Here is a 22,959-nt window from a genome sequence, read left to right as displayed (position 1 = left end):
CAGGCAGAATGCCAAGCTGGTTTGCCATGGAGGCAAAGAGCGTCGACGAGACGGTCCGCAAGCGACTGCGCGATCTGCGCACTCAGCAGGGGTTGACGCTGCAGGACGTCGCCGAACGCGCCAGCATCGACGTCTCCACGTTGAGCCGGCTGGAGTCCGGGAAACGGCGCCTGGCCCTCGACCACCTGCCCCGGTTGGCCTCCGCCCTGGCCGTCAGCACCGACGAACTGCTGCGCGAACCCGAATCCGAGGACCCACGCGTCCGCGGCAGTTCACACACCCGGCACGGTGTGACCTACTGGCCGCTGACCCGGCACGGCGCCACCGGAGGAAGGCACACCTTCAAGGTGCGGGTGAGCGCCAAACGCAACACACCCCCGGCCGAACTGCCGACCCACGAGGGGCAGGACTGGATGTACGTGCTGTCCGGGAACCTACGCCTGATCCTGGGCGAGCGGGACTTCGTCATCAATCCCGGTGAGGCCGTGGAATTCTCGACGTGGACCCCGCACTGGTTCGGCACCGTCGACGGACCGGTCGAAGCGATCATGATCTTCGACGTGCACGGCGAACGCCTGCACCTGCGCAGTTAGTCCAGGTACGAGGTCTGGTTCACCAACCGCACCGAGGCCAGCCCGTCCGGATAGAACTCCGCGATGCTCAGCGACGCGAGATCCAGGTGCAGCCGGTAGAGAATCCCGGCGTTACCGTCCAGCGCCAGGCGCAACATGGACTTGATCGGCGTCACGTGTGAGACCACCAGCACCGTCGACCCCGCGTAGTCGGCGACGATCCGGTTCCGCGCGCGACGCACCCGTTCGGCCACCGTGTCGAAGCTCTCCCCGCCCGGCGGTACCACGCTGGTGTCCCGCAACCAGTGCTGGTGCAGATCCGGATCGCGTTGCGCGGCTTCGAGGAACGTCAGGCCCTCCCAGGCACCGAAATCCGTTTCGATGAGGTCATCGTCGACAAGGACGTCGAGACCGAGTTGCTTGGCGGCCGCCTCCGCCGTGTCGCGGGCACGCTGCAACGGCGAGGACAGCACCGCATCGATGCCGCCCCTGTCACCCAGATACCGGGCGGCCGCCTCGGCCTGACGACGACCCAGATCGGTCAGTGCCGGGTTACCCCTCCCCGAGTAGCGACGGTCCACCGAAAGTTCGGTCTGCCCGTGGCGCAACAGGAACACCCGGGTCGGCTCACCGCGTGCACCGCTCCAGCCCGGTGACGCCGGGGCTGCGGCCGGGGCAACCGACGTCTGCTGCGCCGCAGCGTCCATCGCCTCGTTGGCCAACCGGTCGGCATGGGAGTTCTCGGCCCGCGGAATCCAGCCGTAGTCGATGCTGGCGAATCGCCGGGCGAGTTGCACCGCTTCGCGATTGAGCTCGACCAGGTCGGGATGTTTGACCCGCCACCGGCCGGACATCTGCTCGACCACCAGCTTGGAATCCATGAACACCACGACCTCGTCGGCATCCAGCTCGGCCGCCGCGGTCAGACCGGCGATCAGGCCGCGGTACTCGGCGACATTGTTGGTCGCCGATCCGATCGATTCCTTACGTTCGGCGAGCACCGTCGAACGGTCCGCGCTGAACACCACCGCGCCATACCCGGCCGGACCCGGGTTGCCACGCGACCCGCCGTCCGCCTCGATGACAACCTTCACGACAAGATCACCTTCACGATTTCAGCCGCAGCAGGATCGCACCGCACTCCGGGCAGCGCAGCACGTCGTCGGGTTCGGCCGCCGAGATACGGGCCATCTCACCACGATCGATCTCGATCCGGCAGGCACCGCAACGCCGCCCCTGCAGCAGGCCGGCCCCGATGCCGCCGCGCTCGGCCTGCTTCTCGTACAGCGCCAGCAACTCCGGCGCCAACGAGCCGGCCAACCCGGAACGACGCACCCCGCAACCCTCACGGGCGCTGTCGATCTCCGCCTGCGCCTCGTCGCGGGCGCGTTGCGCGGCCGACAGCTCGTTCTGCAGCTGGTCGATGCGGGCCAACTCCTCGGATTGCTGTGCCTGCAACGCCTCCCGGCGCTCCATCACCTCCAGCAGCGAATCCTCCAGCGAAGCCTGGCGTCGCTCCAGCGTCTCCAGCTCATGCTGAAGCTCACTGAGCTGCTTGGGATTCACCGTGCCACCGGCGAGCAGTCCGCGGTCCCGCTCCTCCCGCTGCCGGACGGACTCGATCTCGCTCTCCAGCTTGCTGATCTCGCCGTCGAGATCTTCCAGCGCGATACCAACGACGGCCAGCTGGTCGTTGGCAACTCGGTGCTGCTCCTGAAGCCGGTCGACCTCCTGCTGCTCGGTGAGATTAGCGGCGCGGTGCGCGATCCGGCGCAACTCGGCGTCGACGTCAGCCAACGTCAACAGCGTCCGCTGCTGGTCGATTTCAGCTTTCATGAATGAGGACCTCCATCGATATTCCACGGATCGGTGCGCACGGTGCTCACCCGCACCGGTAAAGACTCGTCGAAACTGCCGCGCAGCAGTGCCGCCGCCTGGTGACACCAGGGGAACTCACTTGCCCAGTGCGCCACGTCGACCAGCGCCACGTCGGACACCCGGCCGTGTTCGTCGGCGGGATGATGCCGCAGGTCCGCGGTGACGTAGGCCTGCACGCCGGCCCCTTTCACCGCACCGAGCAGCGAATCGCCGGCGCCACCGCAGACAGCCACCCGCGACACCACCGCGTCGGCGACCCCGGCGGCACGCACCCCCCAGGTAGTCTTCGGCAATGCCCCGTGGACGCGGGACACGAACTGTGACAACGGTTCCGGCTCCGGAAGCGAACAGATCCGGCCGATCCCCACGTCGGCCGGCAGCGGTGCCAGCGCGAACACGTCGAAGGCCGGTTCCTCGTAGGGGTGCGCGTGGCGCAGTGCCGCGAGTACCCGGCCGCGCAGCTTCGCCGGGGCGATCACCTCGACCCGATCCTCGGCGACCTGTTCGACGGCACCCACCTGCCCGATGGCCGGCGAGGCCCCCTCGAGCGGCAGGAACTGGCCGGTGCCACCGACGCTCCAACTGCAGCAGGAGTAGTCACCGATCTGGCCGGCACCCGCTGAGAACAACGAATCCCGCAGCGCACCAGCGTGTTCGACCGGGACGAAAACCACCCACTTGTCCAGATCGGGCCCGGACGGCCCACGCGAGAGCACGTCCTCGACCACCAGGCCCAGCGTGTCAGCGAGGGCGTCGGAGACACCCGGCGACGCCGAATCGGCGTTGGTGTGCGCGGTGAACAGCGACTGCCCGGCCCGGATCATCCGGTGGATCAGCGCACCCTTGGCGGTGGACGCGGCCACGGTGTCCACACCGCGCAGCAGCAGCGGATGGTGTGCCAGCAGCAGACCCCCCTCGGGCACCTCGGCCAGCACGGACTCGGTGGCGTCCACCGCGACGGTCACCGATGTCACCGGCTCCCCGGGGTCCCCGCACACCAATCCGACCGAATCCCAATCATGGGCCAGCGCAGGCGGATACGCGGCGTCGAGAACGCCGATCACTTCCCCCAGAGTCACACTCACCGCAGCACCTCCGTCAGCGCATCGACCAGTCGGGGCCACTCGGCGCGCACCGCCACCCGCAGGTATCCGTCGTCCAGGCCGACGAAGGTGTCGCATCGTCGCACCGCGATCCCCTTGGCCTTCAGGTGTTTTCGAGCCAGATCCGGATCGGGGACCCGCAAGAGCAGAAACGGCGCGTGCCCGTCGAGCACGTCCAGCCCGGCGTCGCGCAGGCCGGCCATCATCGCCGCACGCAGCGCGGCGAGTCCGTGCGCGCCCGCAGCAGCCTCGGCGACCGCCTCCGGCGCGCAGCAGGCCGCCACCGCTTCCAGTTGCAGCGTGCCCAGCGGCCAGTGCGCGCGCCGCGCAGTCAGCCGGGCCAGTACCTCCGGGGCGCCCAGTGCGTATCCGACCCGCAGACCGGCCAGCGACCAGGTCTTGGTGAGGCTGCGCAGCACCACGACGTCGGGCAGCGACATCCCGGCCAGCGATTCCGGCTCGCCCGGGACGGCGTCGGCGAAGGCCTCGTCGACGACCACGATGCGGCCGGGCCGGCGCAGCGCGAGGATGTCGCGGACCGGGTGCAGGACCGAGGTCGGATTCGTGGGGTTACCGACGACCACGAGATCGGCCTCGGCCGGAACGGCGGCGGGGTCGAGGGTGAACGGTGCTTCGAGCACCACCTGTGTGATGGGCACCCCGGCCGCGCTGAGTACGGCCTCCGGTTCGGTGAACGACGGTGCGATCAGGGCCGCGAGCCGCGGCGTCAACTCCGGCAGCAGGGCGAACCCCTCGGCTCCGCCGGCCAGCAATGCCACCTCGTCGACCGTCCGGCCGTGCCGCTGCGCGACCGCCTGCGTCGCCCGGTCGACGTCGGCGGTGCTCGGGTAGTGCCCCAGGTCGGTGAGCCGCGCGGCGAGGCGCTCGACCAGCCAGGACGGCGGGCCGGCCGCGCGCACGTTGACGGCGAAGTCCAGCATTCCGGGCGCCACGGCCTGGTCACCGTGATAGCGCGCCGCCTGCCGGACCTCGTGAACCACAGCACGACCCTAGTGCGCCGCCCGGGCACTGTTGAACATCGGCGACAATGAAGGGGTGGCTGACACTGTGACCCGGGCTCCGGAACTGGTTCTCTTCGATCTCGACGGCACGCTGACCGACTCCGCCGAAGGTATCGTCGCCAGCTTCCGGCACGCGCTGCACAGCGTCGGCGCCACCGTCCCCGAGGGTGATCTGGCCAGCAGGATCGTCGGCCCGCCGATGCACCACACGTTGAGCTCGATGGGTCTGGGTGCTCGAGCCGACGAGGCGATCTCCGCCTACCGGGCCGACTACACGACCCGTGGCTGGTCCATGAACACCGTCTTCGACGGCATCCCGGATCTGCTGGCCGACCTAAAGCGGGCCGGTGTCCGGCTGGCGGTGGCCACCTCGAAGGCGCAGCCCACTGCCCAGCGCATCCTCGCCCACTTCGGGTTGGACGAACACTTCGAGGTCATCGCCGGTGCCAGCCCGGACGGTACCCGCGCCGCGAAGGCCGATGTGGTCGCCCATGCGCTGGCGCAGCTCGGACCGCTGCCGGAGCGGGTGCTGATGGTGGGTGACCGCTCGCATGACGTCGAGGGCGCCGCCGAGCACGGCATCGACACCGTGGTCGTGGACTGGGGATACGGGCGCACCGATTTCGACGGTCCGGGTGCCTCCGTGCCCCGGCACCGGGTGGCGACCGTCGAGGAGCTACGGGAGGTGCTGGGTGTCTAGCCGGCGGGCTGGAGCGCAGCGACCGGGGGATCACAAGCGCCGATTGCACGTGGCCTTCGTCTGCTCGGGCAACATCTGCCGCTCCCCGATGGCCGAGAAGATGCTGGCCCACCAGATCCAGGAACGCGGTCTGGCCGAGCGGGTTCGGGTGACCAGCGCCGGCACCGGCGGCTGGCACGCCGGCGACGGGGCGGATCACCGCACCAATGCGGTGCTGCATGCGCACGGCTACCCGAGCACGCACCGCGCCGCGCAGCTCGACGACGATCACCTGGCCGCGGACATGGTCGTCGCGATGGGGCGCAACCACCAGCGCTTCCTTGCCGAGCTGGGTGTGCCGCCGGAGCGGCTGCGGATGATGCGGTCGTTCGACCCGCGCTCGGCGGCCTTCACCCTCGACGTCGAGGACCCGTATTACGGCGGCCCGGAGGATTTCGAGTCGGTCTTCACCGTCATCGAGGCATCGCTGCCCGGCCTGCACGAGTGGATCGACGAACAGTTGGAGCGGCACTCATGAAGCGCTGGGCGTTCCTGTTACGGCCGCAGTGGCTCGCGCTCTATGTCGTGGTGGCGGCCTTCGCGTGGCTGTGTTTCACGGTGCTGGCGCCCTGGCAGCTGGGCAAGAACACCACCACCTCGCGGGAGAACGCCCAGATCGCCAGCTCGCTGAACACCGAGCCGGTGGCATTGACGACGTATCTGCCGGAGCAGGATTCGTCGGCGCACGAACACCAGTGGCAGCGGGTCACGGCCACCGGCCGCTACCTGCCGGACAAGCAGGTGCTGGCCCGGCTGCGGTCGGTGGACGGCGCCCCGGCCTACGAGGTTCTGGTCCCGTTCGACGTCGACGGCGGACCGACCGTCCTGGTCAACCGGGGTTACGTCAAGCCCGAGCAGGGCACCGCGGTGCCGCCCATCGCCCCGGCCCCGGCCGAGCCGGTGACCATCACCGCGCGGCTGCGGGACGCGGAGGGATTGTTCCCGGGCAAGGACCCGTTCGTCGCCGAGGGCGCCCAGCAGGTGTACACCATCAACCCGGGACAGATCTCCACGCTCACCGGTGTCCCGCTGACCGGGTCCTACCTGCAGCTGGTCGAGGATCAGCCCGGCGGCCTCGGCGTCATCCCGCTGCCTGTCCTGGACGCCGGGCCGTTCCTGTCCTACGGGATCCAGTGGATCGCATTCGGCATCATCGCCCCGATCGGGGTCGCGTATTTCGTGATGGCCGAGGTCAAGGTGCGGCGCCGGGAAAAGGCGCTCGCAAACGCCCAAAACGCCGAGGCTGCCGATTCCGCCGGGCCGACCAAACCGGCGCCGGTCAGCACCGAGCAGAAGTTGGCCGACCGGTACGGCAAGCGGCGCTGACGGCCACCGCCAACACCGTCGCCCCCAGCTGTACCGCCCGCGAGAGCCGCACCCCGCGACGCAGATCCGCGGCTTCCGGCGCCGGGCCATCGCCCAGGGTCGGCCGCATCTCCAGGCGGTGCGCGTACTGCGTCGGGCCGCCCAGACGCACGCCCAACGCTCCGGCGAACGATGCCTCGGCCACCCCCGCGTTGGGGCTGGGATGCTTACTCGCATCGCGCCGCCAGGCCCGCCAGGCCGCCCCCGGCGCACCGCTGCACGCCAGCACGATGAGTCCGGTCGCACGGGCCCCGAGGTAGTTCACGACGTCGTCGAACCGTGCTGCGGCCCAGCCGAACTGCAGGTATTTCGGGGAGGTGTGACCGATCATCGCGTCGAGGGTGTTCGCGCCGCGGTACACCAGCAGGCCCGGCACCCCGGCCACCGCGCCCCACAGGATCGGCGCGACCTGTGCGTCGGAGGTGTTCTCCGCGACCGACTCCAACGCGGCCCGAGCCAGGCCCGGGGCGTCCAGCGCCGCCGGGTCCCGTCCACACAACGACGGCAGCAAGGCCCGCGCTCCGTCGGTGTCCCGGCGCTCCAGCGCGTCCGCCAGCTGGCCGCCGGTGCGGGCCAACGAAGTCCCGCCGAGCACCACGTAGGTGGCCAGCGCGGTGGTCGCGGCCGTCCAGAGAGGTCCGCGGCGGCGCCCGGTGCGTTCCACCGCCACCCCGAGCGCACCCAGCCCGCCGAGCAGCACCGCGGTGTGCACCGCCCCGGCAACCCGGTTGTCGGCGTAACTGCGGCGTTCCAGTGCGGCAGCGACGGTCCCGAACGCGGCCACCGGGTGGCCCCGCTGCGGGTCGGCCAGGCACACGTCGGCCAGGTAACCGGCCGCCAGGCCGACGGCTCGGGCTGAGCTTCTGCGCACAAACACGTCGGCAGCGTCTCACAAGGTGGTGTACTCGACTCCATGAGGCTGGGTCCGCCGCGGCACCCCCGGCGGGTCGCCGATCTGATCAATCCCGCCGCGGCACTGGCGCCGGCCGCCAACGTGATCATGCAGCTGGCCTCCCCCGGCGTCGGGTACGGCGTGCTGGAGAGCCCGGTGGACAGCGGCAACGTCTACAAACACCCGTTCAAACGGGCCCGCACCACCGGCACCTATCTGGCCGCGGCGACGCTGGGCACCGAACGGGACCGGGCATTGATCCAGGCGGCGGTGGACAGCTCACACCGCCGGGTCCGGTCACGTCCCGACAGTCCGGTGCGCTACAACGCATTCGACCCGCGGTTGCAACTGTGGGTGGCGGCCTGCCTGTACCGGTATTACGTCGACCAGCACGAGTTCCTGTACGGCCCGCTCGACGACGAGTCAGCCGACGCGGTGTACCGGGACGCGGCCCGGCTGGGCACCACCCTGCAGGTGCGCGAGGACATGTGGCCGGCGGACCGGGTCGCCTTCGCGGAGTACTGGAACCGCTCGCTGGACGAGTTGCGCATCGACGAACCGGTGCGCGCGCATCTGCACGGGGTCGCCGCGCTGGTGTTCCTGCCGTTTCCGCTCCCCCAGTTGGCCGGCCCCCTGAACCTGTTCGCCACGACCGGTTTCCTGCCCGCCGAGTTCCGCACCTTGATGCGGCTGCCGTGGGGCGCACAGCGGCAGCGGGTGTTCGACGCGCTGCTCGTGGCACTGCGGGTGACCGACCGGGTCGTCCCGCGCGAGGTGTGGCTGCTGGGCTACCAGCTGTACCTCTGGGATATGCGGGCCCGCGCCCGACGCGGCAAGCGGGTGGTGTGAAACCGACGAAGCAGGAAGGCCAACCAGGAGGGCAAGTCATGACATTCGCAACGCTCAATCACGTGGCGGTCACCGTCAGTGACATCGAGGCCAGCGGTCGCTGGTACCGCGACCTTATCGGTGCCGACCCGGTGCTCGACGAACACACCGACGGCGGATTCCGGCATCTGGTGTGGGCGCTCGACGATGGCACGCTGTTCGGGATCCATCAGCACGATCAACCGATCGAGGGCGGTGCGTTCACCGAATTCCGGGCCGGGTTGGACCATGTCGGATTCGGCGTGGCGTCCCGCGCTGAACTGCAGGACTGGGCCGCCCGGCTCGACGAGCTGAACATCGCGCACGGCGGCGTCGTGGATGCGCATTACGGGTCCGGGCTGAGTTTCCGGGACCCGGACGGAATCGCATTGGAGTTCTTCGCCCCGCCCGCCTAGGTGCGCCGGAGTAAACCTTGCAGCAGTGGGTACCTCCAGAGGCATGTTGACGAAGATCACAGGCGCCGCCGTCCAGTTCGCCGAAGGAGTCGGAGGTATCTTCGGCGTCCGGATCGGTACCGAAGAGCCGTTCTATCTTCAGGAGGACCGCCTCGGCGACGTCGAGATCCGTAGGTACGGGCCGCGCATCGCGGCGCAGACCCGGGTCTCCGGCGACGGCAGCGATGCCCGCAGCGAGGGGTTCCGGCGGTTGGCCGGCTACATCTTCGGGGGCAACCACCGCGCCGAGACGATCGCGATGACGGCCCCGGTTGCCCAGCACGGCGAGAAGATCGCCATGACCGCACCGGTGGCGCAGAGTAACCAGGGTGGCAGCGGCGACTCCGTCATCCGCTTCTACATGCCTTCCAAGTGGTCGATGGACACCCTGCCCGAACCCGACGACCCGACCGTGACGGTGGTGCAGGTGCCCGCGGAACGGTTCGCCGTGCTGCGGTTCACCGGTGACCGCAGCCCCACGGCCGTCACGAAGAAGTCCGCCGAACTGCTGAAGGCGCTGCACGGCAGTCGGTTCCATCCTGACGGCGATCCGGTGGCCTGGTTCTACGACCCGCCCTGGACGTTGCCGTTCCGGCGGCGCAACGAGGTCGCGGTGCCGTTGAGCGCGTGAGGGCGGGTGGCGCCGACTGTTACAGTCCAGCCGTCCATATGAGGTAGCACGAGGAAGCCGGTGTGATTCCGGCGCGGTACCGCCACTGTGAACGCAGCGCCCCCGGGCGTTCGTGAGCCAGACCGTCGCCACACCTCTGTTCTTCCTACCGGGGCGGAGTTCCCCGAGAGGGTGGTTGCGTCATGCACCACCTGGTTCTGGTCGGTATGGGAGCCGACAGTCCTGCGCGCGAAACGGATTTGACGAACCTCGCCGATCAGGTCGGGGCCCGGCTGGCCTAATCTGCAGATCGGGTCGCCCACCCTGCATCAGGTTCTCGACGACATCGCCGCGGACGGCTCACCCGATGAGGTGCGCCTGGTCGCGGTGCCGAGTGCGGGCGCACCGGCACCCGCGTGGTCCTGGTTGCGCCGGGTGGCCGCCGACTGGATGCGGCGCAACCCGGACAGTCTGGATCTGCGGGTCGCCGACCGTGACACCGCTGACGGGTTGCAGCGCAACACGTTAGAAGATGACAGACTCAGCTGTCCGACCTGCACACGGAGCCTTCCTTCTCGCCCGATCAGTATCCGGCGGCATGGTCGTAGAGGTTGCGCAGCGGGCTGCCGTCCAGGAAACGGCGCAGGTTGTCGGTGAAGATGTCCACGATCTTCGCGTTCTCCGACGGTGCGTTGGCCGCCGCGTGCGGGCTCAGGATCACCGAGTCCAGGTCCCACAGCGGCGATTCGGGCGGCAGCGGCTCGACGCGGGTGACATCCAGTACCGCGGCGCGCACCCTCGCGCTCCTCAGCGCGTCGACGAGCGCGTCCTCGTCGATGGTCGCTCCCCGACCGACGTTCACGACGATGGCCCCGTCGGGCAGCGCTGCGAGCTGCCGGGCGCCGATCATGGCCTCGGTCTCGTCGGTGATCGGTGCGGCGACCACCAGGATGTCGGCGGTCGGCAGGCGCGCGGCCAGTTGGTCCCGGGTCAGCGAGGCGGTGAACGGCGCGCCGAGGTCGCGTGGCCGGCGCACGACGCCGGTACTGGTGACATCGAAGGCGGCCAGCAGTTCGGCAATCCGGGTGCCGATCTGCCCGGCCCCGACGATGAGGGCGTGGCGGCCGGCGAGTTCGGTCACCCCGCCCGGGTGCCACAGCCGGTCGCGGCGGTCGGCGGCCAGACCGGGTAGATCGCGGGCGAAGTACAGGATGCCGGCTAGCGCGAACTCGGCCAGCGGGCCGGCGTGGACGCCCGAGGCGGTGGTGACGGTGAGTCCGGTGTGCCGCAGCCCCAGAGTCGCCATCCGGGTGCCCACTCCGGCCGCGGTGGCCTGCACCCACCGCAGCCGCGGCGACTGCGTCAACGTTTCGGCCGGGCGGCGCCAGTCGAAGTCGAACAGCACGTCGGCCGACGCCAGCAGCCGCGTCCACTGATCGTCCTGCTCGGCGCTCAAGGTCCGGGCGGTGCCGACGTGGTCGGCGGGCCAGCGGGGTTCGGGCAGCAACTCGGGGTGGTAGTGCACCCGCAGCCGGGGGTCCGTCTCCGCGATCTGCTCGACGAGGTCGGGTGGCAGATAGGAGGCGATGAGGACGTCGAGTGGGCTCATGACCGGACGGCGGCGACGGGCGGGGCCGTCCTCGGATCGGCCGTCACCGGGTGTCTCGTCTCCAGCCTGTTTGTCGCCCGCACGAGACCAGTAGACACCAGAACCGGCATCGGTGACTGCTCAGTTCGAGGCCGGCGCCGGCCTGCTCAGTACATGTACTCCGCCGGGCAGGACAGATCCACGTAAACCGTAGCGCCGGGACCGTCCTCGAACGGGCCCCGGATTCCTTGGACCGAACAGTTGGACAGCGGTCCGTTGCGGGTTCCGTTCACCTGCACGTTGTAGCCCTGGGCGCGCAGGTCCTGCACCGTCTCGGCGGCCGACGATGTGCCCGATGGTGCGGCCGACGCCGCGGGCGTGCTTCCAAAAAGACTCGCCGACAACGCAATGAGCGCGGCCGACCCGATACGTATGCTCAGCATTTCTGAATTCCTTTCGGGCAGAGTTCCATCAGCCCGGCAGCGGACTCCGGGCCCGCAAGGTCATGAGATGCACCAACACTTCTCGACGATGCGTCGTACTCATACATCCTCGGACTTCGTCGCCCGGTTCCCCAGCCGGTAAGCCTCAGGCTTCACCGGGGGTTATCCCCACCTCGGGCTGTGCGGTGTCAGACCGCGCTGCACGCGTACTCGGGCGCGGCACCGGCGCCACCCAGACCGGCGCTGCCGACGAACTGCAACCGGATGGCATTGGACTGCGGGATCACCACCGCGACTCCGTCGTGCGAGGTCCAGTCCGTCGGGAGGAACACCAGCTGGCTGCCCGACCGGAGCACCAGCTTCAACCCGTCGTACCGGTACGCGTAGGCTGCATCTACTGCGGGACAATGGGTTTGCGTCACACCGGGGGCTGCGATGTTGAGGTTCTTCTCGCTGTACAGAATGGTGCTGGGGTAGGTGGGCAGCTCCCGGACGAACTGCGCGGCCCGGGACCGCCCGACCGCGGCCGAATAGTCGTTGGCGGCCCAGAACAAGCTGAGCCCGACCAGTACGAAGATCGTCGCCCACTCCGCCAGCGCGAGCCCGCTCGGGCCTGCCCCAGGGTCCGGGCCGAGCAGGCTGCGCCGCAAATAGGTGGCATAGCCGATCAAGAGGATGCCGACGGCGAGCGTGAGCGGTGCCGCGGCCACCCGGTCGTTGAGCGGCGTCTTCACCACGATGCTGAGCGCACCGGCCGCCGCGCCCACGGCCCCGACCGCGGTGACGCCCCAACTGGCCCGCCGCCAACGAGGATTCGTCGGATCGGCGGCGATGCGCCGACAGATCAGGTGATGCACCCGGACGGCGATCAACCCGGCCACGGCCAGCACGACGAGTGGCACGAACAGTCCGTCCTGGCTGCGCATCAGATAGTCGGATGTGGTCAGCCCCAAGGTCGTCGAGTGCACGCCGAAGTAGTCGAAGAAGTAGTAGGCGTGCGACCAGCCGAAGTAGAACAGCAGGGCGGTCACCGCTGTTGTCGGCGCCACCGCGGCACCGACGATGCGGGCCAACCGCGGCAGATCGGCGGACGGCGGGCGGGCTTGAGGCTCGGCTTCCGATCCGGTCGGCGTCTCTTCGGTGGTCAGCGCGTTGATCACTCCGGCACCTCGTCGGTCTCGGTGGCGGGCGTTGCAGATGATTCGGATGTCGACGTGTCCGTGGCGGGATCCGGTGTCTCGGGGTCGGGCTCTGGGCTGGGGTCCACGGGCTCCGTGTAATGCCAGACGCAGTTCAGCGTGATGACCGCCGGCTCGGTGTGGGTGACGGGCTGCTGTTGGTCCGGGGACTGGATGAACGCACAGAAGTCGCGTTGCGCGGAGACATCGGCGGGCGGATCCGGCTCGTGGCGGGCCGCGGTGACCGTGAAGCCGCACAGCGTGCCGTCGGGGCACTGTTCGCGAATCGCGTTCTCCACGTACCCGATCACGCCGCCGGGATATCGCTCCGGATCGTCGTCGACCGGTTGACCCTGCTGTTGAATCGCCGGGATGGTGATCGGCGAGGCCAGTGCCTGCCCGTCCTTCGCGCCATCTCCGACCGGGCCGCCGTGCGCCTCACCGTCCCCCTGACCCATCGGGGAGCCGTGCGCCTCTGGCGGTGTCCGCGACGTCGTGGGCGCCGCCGCAGTCGACTGTGCGGAACCAGTCACCGGTGGGTCGACCTGCTTGGCGCAGCATGCCAGGGTCAGGACGCACAACATACCGACGGCCGCGCGCGCTGTTCCGTGCCTTGTCATGGCATGACGGTGCACCTTGTTCGGCGCGGTGACATAAGTAGTTCGCTACCCGAATCACGACGGGTTGGAGTGGTGGGGTGCAGCGGCGGCCGGTGCAAGGTCACGAACGCTAAATGGTCAATAACACCTTGACCGCACGGCGCTCGTCCATTGCCCGATAGCCTTCCGCGGCGTCGGACAGCGGCAGTGTCAGATCGAAGACCTTGCCGGGATCGATCTTGCGGTCCCAGATCAACTGGATGAGTTCGGGAAGGAAACGGCGTACCGGCGCCGGTCCGCCGTGCAGGTGGACCGCGGAGAAGAACAGCTCGCCACCGGGCAGCGCGACGTCGTGGTTGACCCCGACGAAGCCGACGTGGCCTCCCGGGCGGGTGGAGCGGATCGCCTGCATCATCGACTCCTCGGTGCCGACCGCTTCGATCACGCTGTGGGCGCCGAGGCCGTCGGTCAGTTCCTTGACCTGGGCGACTCCCGCGTCGCCGCGCTCCTCGATGAGGTCGGTGGCGCCGTAGAACCGGGCGAGTTCCTGACGGTCAGGGTGACGCGAGAACACGATCATCCGTTCGGCGCCCAACTGCTTGGCGGCCAGCACGCCCATCAGTCCCACCGCACCGTCACCGACGACGGCGACGATCTTTCCCGGCCCCGCTTCGGCCGCCACTGCGGCGAACCACCCGGTGCCCAGGACGTCGGACGCGGCCAGCAGCGACGGAATCAACTCGGGGTCGGGTTGTCCAGGTGTGGCGACGAGGGTTCCGTCGGCCAGCGGAATACGGGCACGCTCGGCCTGGGTGCCGATCGCGGCGCCCATCAACACGGCGTGCACACATCGGCTCTGGTAGCCCGCCCGGCAGATCTCGCAGGTGTTGTCGGAGGCGAAGAACGAGCCGACGACGAAATCACCGACCTTGACGTTGCTGACCTCCGAGCCGATCTCCTCGACGACGCCGACGTACTCGTGGCCCATCACCTGGTGATCAGGCGGCTCGATACCTCGATACGGCCACAGGTCAGAGCCACAGACGCAGGAGGCGCTCAGCCGGATGACCGCATCGGTGGGCTCGATGATCGTCGGTTCGTCGCGTTCCTCCACCCGGACGTCGCCGGGGCTGTGCATGACGACTCCACGCATGGTGAGTTCCTCACTTCCTGTTCGGTGTGGCCGCGGCGGCGGGTGCCGCGTCAGCCGCGGTACTGCTCGTCGGTGACGTGCTCCATCCAGTCCACGGCCCGCCCGTCCACCGTCGCCTGGACGGCGATGTGCGTCATGGCCGCGTCGCCGGCGGCGCCGTGCCAATGCTTGACGCCTCGACGGCGGATACACCGCTTGACCCAGTGCACAGCGGTACACCAGGACAACAATCGAAAGGTCAAACGATGACATCGCTGACAAACCTCCTCAAACCCGCGCTGGGTGCCACCATGGTCGCGGTCGGCGCGCTCGCGCTGACCGGGTGCGGCTCGTCATCCGGAGACGTGCACCCACGCGCCGATTCCTCATCAGTCGTCAATTGGGACAAGACGTTTCCCAAGAGTGACGGCGTTGACGTCGAGAAGGTCAGTTTCGAGAACCGGCTCGGCATAGACCTGGTCGGCGACCTGTATATTCCGGCGAACATCGATTCCTCGATGCGTCATGCCGCCATCATCGTCGGCCACCCGTACGGCGGAGTGAAGGAACAGACCTCAGGACTGTACGCCCAGCAGATGGCTCGAAGAGGTTTCGTAACACTTGCTTTCGACGCTTCATACGGCGGCGAAAGCGGTGGGACACCTCGCAATATCGCCTCCCCCGAAGCTTTCACCGAGGACTTCAGCGCGGCCGCCGACTACCTCGGCACCCGGTCGCTGGTCGACCGGAACCGCATCGGCGTGATCGGCATCTGCGGCAGCGGCGGCTTCTCGCTGGCCGCAGCCGCAGCCGACCCACGCATCCGCGCGTTGGCCACCGTGAGCATGTACGACATGGGTCGCGCCTTGCGGCAAGGACTCAACGACACCGTCCCCGAACGCCAACGGCAGGCGAATCTCGCCGCCGTCGGCCAGCAGCGCTGGGCCGAGGTCGACGGTGCTGCACCCCAGATGGTGGCCGGCACTCTTGAGCAACTGACACCGGAAGCCACTGCAGTGGACCGGGAGTTCTTCGACTACTACCGCACACCCCGCGGTCAGCACCCGCGGTCCACCACCGAGTTCACCTACACCAGTCAATCGGCGATGAACGCCTTCTTCCCGATGACGCAGATCGCCACGATCTCGCCGCGACCATTGCTCTTCATCGCCGGCGAGAACGCACACTCGCGGTACTTCAGCGAAGATGCCTTCGCTCAGGCCGCCGAACCCAAGGAACTGGTGATCGTGCCCGGCGCAGGTCATGTGGATCTGTATGACCGCACCGAGATGATCCCGTTCGACCAATTGGACAGATTCTTCGGCCAGAACCTGGCCTGACCGAAACAACGACGCCGACCCGGGCGGGAACACCGGTGTCGACCTGCAAGAACTTGAGTGGGCGCGGACGGTATCGAACCGCCGACCGCTGGTGTGTAAAACCAGAGCTCTACCACTGAGCTACGCGCCCCGTCGCAGGCAACTTACACGCCGTGCCCGCATGCGGAGAAATCCCGTGCCGAGAATCCTCAGTCGCTGCGCAACACCGCCAGGGCTGCCCGCCAGACCGACTGATCACGGGGCTCGCCGGGCTGCATCATCTCGGCGAACCGGATCACCCCGTCCCGGTCGAGCGCGAAGGTGCCCCGGTTCGGGTAGCCGGCGTCGGCGTTGAACACGCCGTAGGACTGCGTCACCGCCCCGTGCGGCCAGAAATCGGCCAGCACCGGGAACAGGAACCCGTTCTGCACCGCCCAGACCTTGTGGGTGGGCGGCGGGCCGACCGAGATGGTGAGCACCGCGGTGTCCTCGTTCTCGTACTCGGGCAGCCGATCGCGGATCTCCCCGAGTTCGCCCTCGCACACCCCGGTGAAGGCCAATGGGAAGAACACCAGCAGGACGTTGCGCCCGCGCAGGGACGACAGCGTGACGGAGCGACCGTGCTGGTCCTTGAGGGTGAAGTCCGGCGCGGCGGCACCGACCTGGAGCATCAGCGCCGGCCGGCGGCCTTGGACTTCGGCTGCACCAGCCGGCTGGCGATCCAGCCACCCAGGTTCGCCGACGAGGTCTGCATCAGGCCCGCGGTGGGCGCCGACTCGGCGATCTCGGCGGGCTGCACATGGCCGGGCTTACCGGTCTTGGGCGTCACCACCCAGATGACGCCGTCATCGGCCAGCGGCGTGATGGCGTCCATCAGCCGGTCGACCAGGTCGCCGTCGTCGTCACGCCACCACAGCAGGACGACATCGACCACCTCATCGGAGTCCTCGTCGAGCAGCTCGCCGCCGATGGCGTCCTCGATATCAGCCCGGATATCGTCATCGGTGTCCTCGTCCCAACCAAGCTCCTGGACGTTCTGACCCTTGGCGATGCCCAACTTCTGGGCGTAGTTCGGGTCGGAATCCTTCCCCGCCGCGACCACCTTCTGTCCTCCCTCTTGCTGCTTCGTGTGAGCCTCCGAAATTCTGGAGCTCCTATCGTCGCATGTCGTCTTGTGTTACCCGCCGTCTGGCGGCAAGTTGGACCAAACTCATCAGTAGGCGGCGTCGCACAGGTCCAGTGCCACGGTCCGGGAATCGTTCAGTTGGTTGATCGCGTCGTTGAACGGGCCGGGCCCGATATCGGTGGCGATCGCCGACGCCACCGCCCGTGCGGCGTCCACCCAGCGCGTCAGCGCGCCGCTCAACTCCGGCCCCAGCGGATCGGACAGACTGCCCGCGACCTGATCGGCGCTGCCGTTGAGCGCGTCGATGGCCGGCCTGGCCGTCGCCGCCACGTCGGCGTTCTGGTTGTAGGCGTCGACGTAGCCGTTGACCGCGGTGATGGCCTCCGCGCTGGTGTTGCTCAGCGCCTCGCACGAGCTGTGCACGGCGCGCTTGGTGATCGAGACCTGGCGTTCGGACTCCCGCGCGCTGGCGCTGGCCTCGGACTCGGCGATCGACGCGGACACCGAGGCCTGGTAGACCGGTGCGTCGGCCTTGTCCACCGTCGCGGTACCGCTGGTGACGCTGGCGCATCCGACCACGACCATGGCCAGGGCGGCCGGCGCGCCCAGTACCAGCGCAGCGATGCGCAGACGCGTCGGTGCAGGACAGCCCCGCCAACTATTCAGCATCATCGCCAAACCTACCGGTTCACCCGCCCGAACGGCAGATCATTGCGGTAGCCAACCCCGCGCGGCCGAGTGCGGCAGGATAGGGGGACGATAGAGGGCGCCACAAGCGCCAATTATCCGATACCAAGCACCTTTCTACCGAGGAGCCGTAGTTGACCACCGAGTTCGCGCGCCACGACCTGGCCCAAAACTCAGGCACCACAGGCGAACCCGACCGGGTTCGCGTCATCCGGGAGGGCGTTGCCTCCTATCTGCCCGATATCGACCCCGACGAGACCGGCGAATGGCTGGAATCGTTCGACGAGATGCTGGACCGGCACGGACCGGCCCGCGCGCGCTACCTGATGTTGCGCCTGCTGGAGCGGTCCCGGGAGAAGCGGGTCGCCATCCCGGCACTCACCTCCACCGATTACGTCAACACCATCCCCACCGAACTGGAGCCCTGGTTCCCCGGTGACGAGGATGTCGAGCGACGTTATCGAGCCTGGATCCGCTGGAATGCCGCCATCATGGTGCATCGAGCCCAGCGCCCGGGAGTCGGTGTGGGCGGCCACATTTCGACGTACGCGTCCTCGGCGTCGCTGTACGAGGTGGGGTTCAACCACTTCTTCCGCGGCAAATCCCACCCGGGTGGCGGAGACCAGGTCTTCATCCAGGGGCACGCCTCCCCCGGCGTGTATGCACGCGCCTTCCTGGAGGGCCGGCTGTCCACCGACCAACTGGATGGTTTCCGTCAGGAGCACAGCCATCCCGGCGGCGGACTGCCGTCCTACCCGCACCCCCGGTTGATGCCCGACTTCTGGGAATTCCCGACGGTGTCGATGGGCCTGGGCCCGATGAACGCGATCTATCAGGCCCGGTTCAACCACTACCTGGCCGACCGCGGCATCAAGGACACCACCGATCAGCATGTGTGGGCGTTCCTCGGCGACGGTGAGATGGACGAACCGGAGAGCCGCGGCCTGATCCAGGTGGCGGCCAACGAGGCGCTGGACAACCTGACCTTCGTCGTCAACTGCAACCTGCAGCGCCTCGACGGCCCGGTACGCGGGAACGGCAAGATCATCCAGGAACTGGAGTCGTTCTTCCGGGGTGCCGGCTGGAACGTCATCAAGGTGGTGTGGGGCCGCGAGTGGGACGCCCTGCTGCACGCCGACCGCGACGGTGCCCTGGTCAACCTGATGAACACCACGCCCGACGGTGACTACCAGACCTACAAGGCCAATGACGGCGCCTACGTCCGCGACCACTTCTTCGGCCGCGATCCGCGCACCAAGGCTCTCGTGGAACCGATGACCGATCAGGAGATCTGGAACCTCAAGCGCGGCGGTCACGACTACCGCAAGGTGTATGCCGCCTACCGCGCGGCGATGGAGCACAAGGGCCAGCCCACGATCATCCTGGCCAAGACCATCAAGGGCTACACGCTCGGCCAGCACTTCGAGGGTCGTAACGCCACGCACCAGATGAAAAAGCTTGCGCTGGAAGACCTCAAGACGTTCCGCGACGTCACCCGGGTGCCGATCTCGGACGCCGATCTGGAGAAGGACCCCTACCTGCCGCCGTACTACCACCCCGGGCCCAACGCCCCGGAGATCCGGTACCTGCTCGACCGCCGGCGCACCCTGGGCGGGTTCCTGCCGGAACGGCGCACCAAGTCCAAGGCGCTCAAGCTGCCCGGCACCGATACCTACGCCGCGCTCAAGAAGGGCTCCGGCAAGCAGCCGGTTGCCACCACCATGGCGACCGTGCGCACGTTCAAGGAACTGTTGCGGGACAAGAACATCGGGCCGCGCATCGTGCCGATCATCCCGGACGAGGCGCGCACCTTCGGGATGGATTCGTGGTTCCCGAGCCTGAAGATCTACAACCGCAACGGGCAGCTCTACACCGCGGTGGACTCGGAATTGATGTTGGCCTACAAGGAGAGCGAAGTCGGCCAGATCCTGCACGAGGGCATCAACGAGGCCGGGTCCACGGCTTCGTTCACCGCGGTGGGCACGTCCTATGCCACCCAGAACGAGCCGATGATCCCGATCTACATCTTCTATTCGATGTTCGGGTTCCAGCGCACCGGCGACGGCCTGTGGGCCGCGGCGGACCAGATGGCCAAGGGTTTCGTGCTCGGCGCCACCGCGGGCCGCACCACGCTCACCGGTGAGGGGCTGCAGCACGCCGACGGGCACTCCCTGCTGCTCGCCTCGACGAACCCGGCCGCGGTCACCTACGACCCGGCGTTCGCCTACGAGATCGCGCACATCATCGAAAGCGGTCTGAAGCGGATGTACGGCGACGATCCCGAGAGCATCTTCTTCTACATCACCATCTACAACGAGCCGTACGTGCAACCCGCGGAGCCGGAGAACTTCGACCCCGAGGGCGTGCTGCGCGGGATGTACCGGTTCCGCGCGGCGCCGGAGAAGCGGTCCAGCACCGCGCAGATCCTGGCGTCGGGCGTCTCGATGCCCGAGGCGCTCAAGGCGGCCGACCTGCTCGCCGAGAAGTGGGATGTCGCCGCCGACGTCTGGTCGGTGACCAGCTGGGGCGAGCTCAACCGGGACGGTGTCGCGGTGGAGAAGGCCCGGCTGCGTCGTCCCGACCAGCAGGCGCCGACCGCCTACGTGACCGAGGTGCTGGCCGATTCCGCCGGCCCGGTGGTCGCGGTGTCGGACTGGATGCGTGCGGTACCGGAGCAGATCCGGCCGTGGGTGCCGGGCACCTACGTGACGCTGGGCACCGACGGGTTCGGTTTCTCCGACACCCGCCCGGCGGCCCGGCGGTACTTCAACACCGACGCCGAATCGGTGGTGGTGGCGGTGCTGGAGGCGCTGGCCCGGGATGGGGAGATCGACCCGTCGGTCGCGGTCGCAGCGGCCAAGGAGTACCGCATCGACGACGTGACGGCGGCCGACGTTTCCTACGCGGACACCGGTAGCGCCTGACCCAGACCGGACGGTCGGGCATCCCTATATCGCCTACTCACAAAAGTGAGGCGTATCTTTTGGGGATGCCCGACAACCGGTTCGCTCCTCCCCCGGCATCCACGCTGGAAGTGCTGCAAAGCGTGCCCGAATCGGCGTTGCGCCGGCTCAAGCAGTACTCGGGCACGCTGTCCACCCAGGCCGTCCATGCGCTGGAGACCCGGCTGCCGTTCTTCGCCGACCTGGAGGCATCCCAGCGCGCCAGCGTGCAACTCGTCGTGCAGACCGCGGTGATCAACTTCGTCGAATGGATGCGCGACCCGGACAGCGATGTCGGCTACACGGCGCAGGCCTTCGAGGTGGTGCCCCAGGATCTGCGCCGCCGGGTGGCCCTGCGCCAATCCGTGGAGATGGTGCGCGTCACCATGGAGTTCTTCGAGGAGGTCGTGCCTTTACTGGCGCGCAACGAGCAGCAGTTGACGGCGCTGACCGCGGGCATCCTGCGCTACAGCCGCGACCTGGCCTTCGCGGCGGCCACGGCCTATGCCGATCAGGCCGAGGCGCGCGGAGCCTGGGACACCCGGATGGAGGCCAACCTGGTCGACGCGGTGGTCCGCGGGGACATCGGCCCCGAACTGCAGTCCCAGGCGGCCGCGCTGAACTGGGACGCAACCTCCCAGGCGACCGTCATCGTCGGGTTGCCCCGCCCGGACCGGCTCGACCAGACCGGCGACGATGTACACGCCGCGGCGGACAAGTGCGGGCGCTCGGCACTGTCCGACGTGCACGGCACCTGGCTGGTCACCATCATCACCGGCAGCCTGTCCCCGACCGAACGGTTCCCCGCGGAGCTGCTGAACGTGTTCGGCGACGGTCCGGTGGTCGTCGGCCCGACGGTGCCGACGCTGGGCGCCGCACACCGCAGCGCCGCCGAAGCCATCGCCGGAATGAACGCGGTGGCCGGCTGGAGCAACGCACCCCGGCCGGTCTCATCCCGCGAACTGCTACCCGAGCGGGCGCTGCTCGGCGATCCCAGCGCGGTGGCCGCCCTGGCGACCGAGGTGATGCGCCCGCTCGCCGACGCCGATCCGGCGCTGGCCAAAACCCTGGACGCCTACCTCGATTCCGGCGGTGCCATAGAGGCGTGCGCACGTAAATTGACGGTTCATCCAAACACAGTTCGTTACCGACTCAAGCGAATCACGGACTTCACAGGCCGCGATCCGACCGTGCCCCGCGACGCCTACGTCCTGCGGGTCGCGACCACGGTCGGTCGACTCAAGGGTGACGGAAGCCACTTCACCACAGCAAATAGCCCCGGTGCGATGTCCGGTGGACAGCAAACGACACGGTGGGGTGGCTACGCCTCGTGACCGCAGATCGCGGCTCGGTCTCAGCACGGTCGCGTCACGTGCGGTTTTGTAGACTCTCCACAAAAGAATAAGACAAGGTTCATAATCTCTTACACGGCACGAAGAGCACTTCACAGTGTTTTCTTAATCCGTGCCTGAAAACACTGTGCTTGCGCTGCTTGCTCCCGGACAGGGCTCGCAGACCCCCGGCATGCTCAGCCCGTGGCTGGAACTGCCGGGTGCCGCCGAGCGTCTGGCCACCTGGTCGGAGATCAGCGGGCTGGACCTGGTCCGCCTCGGCAGCACCGCCACCGCAGAAGAGATCACCGACACCGCGGTGACCCAGCCCCTGGTGGTCGCCGCGACGCTGCTGGCCCACGAAGAGGCCACCCGCCGCGGTGTGCTCTCCGGCGATGCCGCGGTGGCCGGCCACTCGGTCGGTGAGATCGCCGCCTACGCCATCGCCGGTGTGATCAGTGCCGACGACGCCGTCAAGCTCGCCGCCACCCGTGGCGCCGAGATGGCCAAGGCCTGCGCGCTGGAGCCCACCGGCATGGCCGCCGTCCTCGGTGGCGAAGAGGCCGACGTCCTCGAAGCCCTGGCCCGCCTGGATCTGATCCCCGCCAACCGCAACGCCGCCGGACAGATCGTCGCCGCCGGCGCGGTCGCCGCGCTGGAGAAGCTGGCCGAGGACCCGCCGGCCAAGGCCCGGGTCCGCGTCCTGGCCACCGCCGGGGCGTTCCACACCCACTACATGGCCCCCGCCGCCGAGGGTTACGCCGCCGCCGCGGCCGAGGTGGCCACCAACGAGCCGACCGCGACCCTGCTGTCCAACGCCGACGGCAAGCCCGTCGCCGACGCCGCGGACGCCATGACCAAACTGGTCGCCCAGATGACGCGGCCGGTGCGCTGGGATCTGTGCAGCGAGACGCTGCGCGGCCTGGGCGTGCGGGCCATCGTCGAGTTCCCGCCCGCGGGCACCCTGGTAGGCATCGCCAAGCGCGAGCTGAAAGGCACCCCGACCAAGGCGATCAAGGCGCCCGAAGACCTGGACGGGCTCGCCGAGCTGTAGAGCGCGCACGTCCACCCGAGCACCACCCACAGTCACAACCACATAAGAGCTTTACCC

26 protein-coding genes and 1 tRNA gene are annotated in these 22,959 nt (G+C 68.5%); 11 read left to right on the top strand and 16 right to left on the bottom strand.

The annotated features are described in order from the left end of the window. Positions 1–26 precede the first annotated feature (26 nt). Positions 27–593, top strand: coding sequence for a helix-turn-helix domain-containing protein (locus V4U86_RS09975; RefSeq protein ID WP_395311077.1), 567 nt, complete (start codon positions 27–29; stop codon positions 591–593). Here the strand turns inward: V4U86_RS09975 and V4U86_RS09970 are convergent. Genes V4U86_RS09970 through cobC form a run of 4 tightly spaced genes read right to left on the bottom strand, consistent with a single transcriptional unit; the run spans position 590 to position 4,554 of the window. Then, on the bottom strand, positions 590–1,666 hold the full coding sequence (locus V4U86_RS09970; protein ID WP_395311076.1) for a bifunctional RNase H/acid phosphatase: 1,077 nt from the start codon (positions 1,664–1,666) through the stop codon (positions 590–592). The two genes, V4U86_RS09975 and V4U86_RS09970, sit on opposite strands and share 4 nt — an antisense overlap. 13 nt (positions 1,667–1,679) lie before the next feature. After that, positions 1,680–2,408: a zinc ribbon domain-containing protein gene (locus V4U86_RS09965; protein WP_395311075.1), complete on the bottom strand. Its 729-nt coding sequence runs from the start codon at positions 2,406–2,408 to the stop codon at positions 1,680–1,682. Next, positions 2,405–3,535 carry a YqfO family protein gene (locus V4U86_RS09960; RefSeq protein WP_395311074.1) on the bottom strand — a complete coding sequence of 377 codons (1,131 nt, stop codon included), beginning with the start codon at positions 3,533–3,535 and terminating at the stop codon, positions 2,405–2,407. The genes V4U86_RS09965 and V4U86_RS09960 overlap by 4 nt, the downstream gene beginning before the upstream one ends. Further along, positions 3,532–4,554 carry an Rv2231c family pyridoxal phosphate-dependent protein CobC gene (cobC, locus tag V4U86_RS09955; RefSeq protein ID WP_395311073.1) on the bottom strand — a complete coding sequence of 341 codons (1,023 nt, stop codon included), beginning with the start codon at positions 4,552–4,554 and terminating at the stop codon, positions 3,532–3,534. The genes V4U86_RS09960 and cobC overlap by 4 nt, the downstream gene beginning before the upstream one ends. A 55-nt stretch (positions 4,555–4,609) precedes the next feature. Here cobC and V4U86_RS09950 point away from each other — a divergent pair, with 55 nt between their 5' ends. The 3 genes from V4U86_RS09950 (at position 4,610) to V4U86_RS09940 (ending at position 6,640) form a co-directional block, all read left to right on the top strand. Further along, a complete protein-coding gene (locus V4U86_RS09950; protein WP_395311072.1) occupies positions 4,610–5,275 on the top strand; it encodes an HAD-IA family hydrolase in 666 nt (221 codons plus the stop codon). Positions 5,276–5,363: 88 nt separating this feature from the next. Beyond that, complete coding sequence (locus V4U86_RS09945; RefSeq protein ID WP_395311984.1) at positions 5,364–5,792, top strand: low molecular weight protein-tyrosine-phosphatase; 429 nt, start codon at positions 5,364–5,366, stop codon at positions 5,790–5,792. Continuing rightward, positions 5,789–6,640: an SURF1 family cytochrome oxidase biogenesis protein gene (locus tag V4U86_RS09940; RefSeq protein WP_395311071.1), complete on the top strand. Its 852-nt coding sequence runs from the start codon at positions 5,789–5,791 to the stop codon at positions 6,638–6,640. The genes V4U86_RS09945 and V4U86_RS09940 overlap by 4 nt, the downstream gene beginning before the upstream one ends. Here the strand turns inward: V4U86_RS09940 and V4U86_RS09935 are convergent. Then, complete coding sequence (locus V4U86_RS09935; protein WP_395311070.1) at positions 6,594–7,556, bottom strand: cobalamin biosynthesis protein; 963 nt, start codon at positions 7,554–7,556, stop codon at positions 6,594–6,596. The two genes, V4U86_RS09940 and V4U86_RS09935, sit on opposite strands and share 47 nt — an antisense overlap. 36 nt (positions 7,557–7,592) lie before the next feature. Between V4U86_RS09935 and V4U86_RS09930 the strand changes: the two genes are divergently transcribed. The 3 genes from V4U86_RS09930 to V4U86_RS09920 are packed head-to-tail and all read left to right on the top strand — an operon-like array spanning position 7,593 to position 9,524. After that, positions 7,593–8,420, top strand: coding sequence for an oxygenase MpaB family protein (locus V4U86_RS09930; RefSeq protein ID WP_395311069.1), 828 nt, complete (start codon positions 7,593–7,595; stop codon positions 8,418–8,420). A 38-nt stretch (positions 8,421–8,458) separates the two neighbouring features. Then, positions 8,459–8,854 (top strand): VOC family protein, encoded by a 396-nt coding sequence (locus V4U86_RS09925; RefSeq protein WP_395311068.1) that lies wholly within the window; start codon positions 8,459–8,461, stop codon positions 8,852–8,854. A 43-nt stretch (positions 8,855–8,897) separates the two neighbouring features. Further along, positions 8,898–9,524, top strand: a complete 627-nt coding sequence (locus V4U86_RS09920) for an SOUL family heme-binding protein (RefSeq protein WP_395311067.1) — start codon at positions 8,898–8,900, stop codon at positions 9,522–9,524. Positions 9,525–9,832: 308 nt separating this feature from the next. On the opposite strand, the gene V4U86_RS09915 is transcribed toward V4U86_RS09920, so the two are convergent. From V4U86_RS09915 to V4U86_RS09885, 7 genes are all read right to left on the bottom strand, one after another. Beyond that, entirely contained in the window at positions 9,833–9,964 is a 132-nt protein-coding gene (locus V4U86_RS09915; protein ID WP_395311066.1) for a hypothetical protein, read from the bottom strand. A gap of 122 nt (positions 9,965–10,086) precedes the next feature. Next, entirely contained in the window at positions 10,087–11,112 is a 1,026-nt protein-coding gene (locus V4U86_RS09910; RefSeq protein ID WP_395311065.1) for a D-2-hydroxyacid dehydrogenase, read from the bottom strand. Positions 11,113–11,258: 146 nt separating this feature from the next. Further along, positions 11,259–11,534 (bottom strand): hypothetical protein, encoded by a 276-nt coding sequence (locus V4U86_RS09905; RefSeq protein ID WP_395311064.1) that lies wholly within the window; start codon positions 11,532–11,534, stop codon positions 11,259–11,261. 188 nt (positions 11,535–11,722) lie between these two features. Beyond that, positions 11,723–12,694 carry a hypothetical protein gene (locus V4U86_RS09900; protein WP_395311063.1) on the bottom strand — a complete coding sequence of 324 codons (972 nt, stop codon included), beginning with the start codon at positions 12,692–12,694 and terminating at the stop codon, positions 11,723–11,725. Continuing rightward, a complete protein-coding gene (locus V4U86_RS09895) occupies positions 12,691–13,332 on the bottom strand; it encodes a hypothetical protein (protein WP_395311062.1) in 642 nt (213 codons plus the stop codon). The genes V4U86_RS09900 and V4U86_RS09895 overlap by 4 nt, the downstream gene beginning before the upstream one ends. Before the next feature lie 109 nt (positions 13,333–13,441). Beyond that, a complete protein-coding gene (locus V4U86_RS09890; RefSeq protein WP_395311061.1) occupies positions 13,442–14,464 on the bottom strand; it encodes a zinc-dependent alcohol dehydrogenase family protein in 1,023 nt (340 codons plus the stop codon). A gap of 50 nt (positions 14,465–14,514) precedes the next feature. After that, complete coding sequence (locus V4U86_RS09885) at positions 14,515–14,673, bottom strand: hypothetical protein (protein ID WP_395311060.1); 159 nt, start codon at positions 14,671–14,673, stop codon at positions 14,515–14,517. Positions 14,674–14,709: 36 nt separating this feature from the next. On the opposite strand from V4U86_RS09885, the gene V4U86_RS09880 reads away from it, so the two are divergent. After that, positions 14,710–15,783 (top strand): alpha/beta hydrolase, encoded by a 1,074-nt coding sequence (locus V4U86_RS09880; RefSeq protein ID WP_395311059.1) that lies wholly within the window; start codon positions 14,710–14,712, stop codon positions 15,781–15,783. A 58-nt stretch (positions 15,784–15,841) separates the two neighbouring features. Here the strand turns inward: V4U86_RS09880 and V4U86_RS09875 are convergent. From V4U86_RS09875 to V4U86_RS09860, 4 genes are all read right to left on the bottom strand, one after another. Next, positions 15,842–15,913 (bottom strand) — tRNA-Val (locus V4U86_RS09875). Positions 15,914–15,971: 58 nt separating this feature from the next. Next, positions 15,972–16,433, bottom strand: a complete 462-nt coding sequence (locus V4U86_RS09870) for a peroxiredoxin (RefSeq protein ID WP_395311058.1) — start codon at positions 16,431–16,433, stop codon at positions 15,972–15,974. After that, positions 16,433–16,864, bottom strand: a complete 432-nt coding sequence (locus V4U86_RS09865; protein ID WP_087024679.1) for a DUF3052 domain-containing protein — start codon at positions 16,862–16,864, stop codon at positions 16,433–16,435. Before V4U86_RS09865 ends, V4U86_RS09870 begins: the two co-directional genes overlap by 1 nt. Before the next feature lie 111 nt (positions 16,865–16,975). Further along, a complete protein-coding gene (locus V4U86_RS09860; RefSeq protein WP_395311983.1) occupies positions 16,976–17,557 on the bottom strand; it encodes a hypothetical protein in 582 nt (193 codons plus the stop codon). 152 nt (positions 17,558–17,709) lie between these two features. Here V4U86_RS09860 and aceE point away from each other — a divergent pair, with 152 nt between their 5' ends. The 3 genes from aceE (at position 17,710) to V4U86_RS09845 (ending at position 22,902) form a co-directional block, all read left to right on the top strand. Next, positions 17,710–20,499 carry a pyruvate dehydrogenase (acetyl-transferring), homodimeric type gene (gene aceE, locus V4U86_RS09855; RefSeq protein ID WP_395311057.1) on the top strand — a complete coding sequence of 930 codons (2,790 nt, stop codon included), beginning with the start codon at positions 17,710–17,712 and terminating at the stop codon, positions 20,497–20,499. A gap of 65 nt (positions 20,500–20,564) precedes the next feature. Next, on the top strand, positions 20,565–21,851 hold the full coding sequence (locus V4U86_RS09850; protein ID WP_395311056.1) for a PucR family transcriptional regulator: 1,287 nt from the start codon (positions 20,565–20,567) through the stop codon (positions 21,849–21,851). Between the two features lie 145 nt (positions 21,852–21,996). Beyond that, positions 21,997–22,902: an ACP S-malonyltransferase gene (locus tag V4U86_RS09845; protein ID WP_395311982.1), complete on the top strand. Its 906-nt coding sequence runs from the start codon at positions 21,997–21,999 to the stop codon at positions 22,900–22,902. The last annotated feature ends 57 nt before the right edge of the window (positions 22,903–22,959 follow it).

It is taken from the genome of Mycobacterium sp. AMU20-3851, from assembly GCF_043974665.1.
In the GTDB taxonomy this organism is placed as follows: domain Bacteria; phylum Actinomycetota; class Actinomycetes; order Mycobacteriales; family Mycobacteriaceae; genus Mycobacterium.
This window is presented reverse-complemented; position numbering and strand designations above follow the sequence as displayed.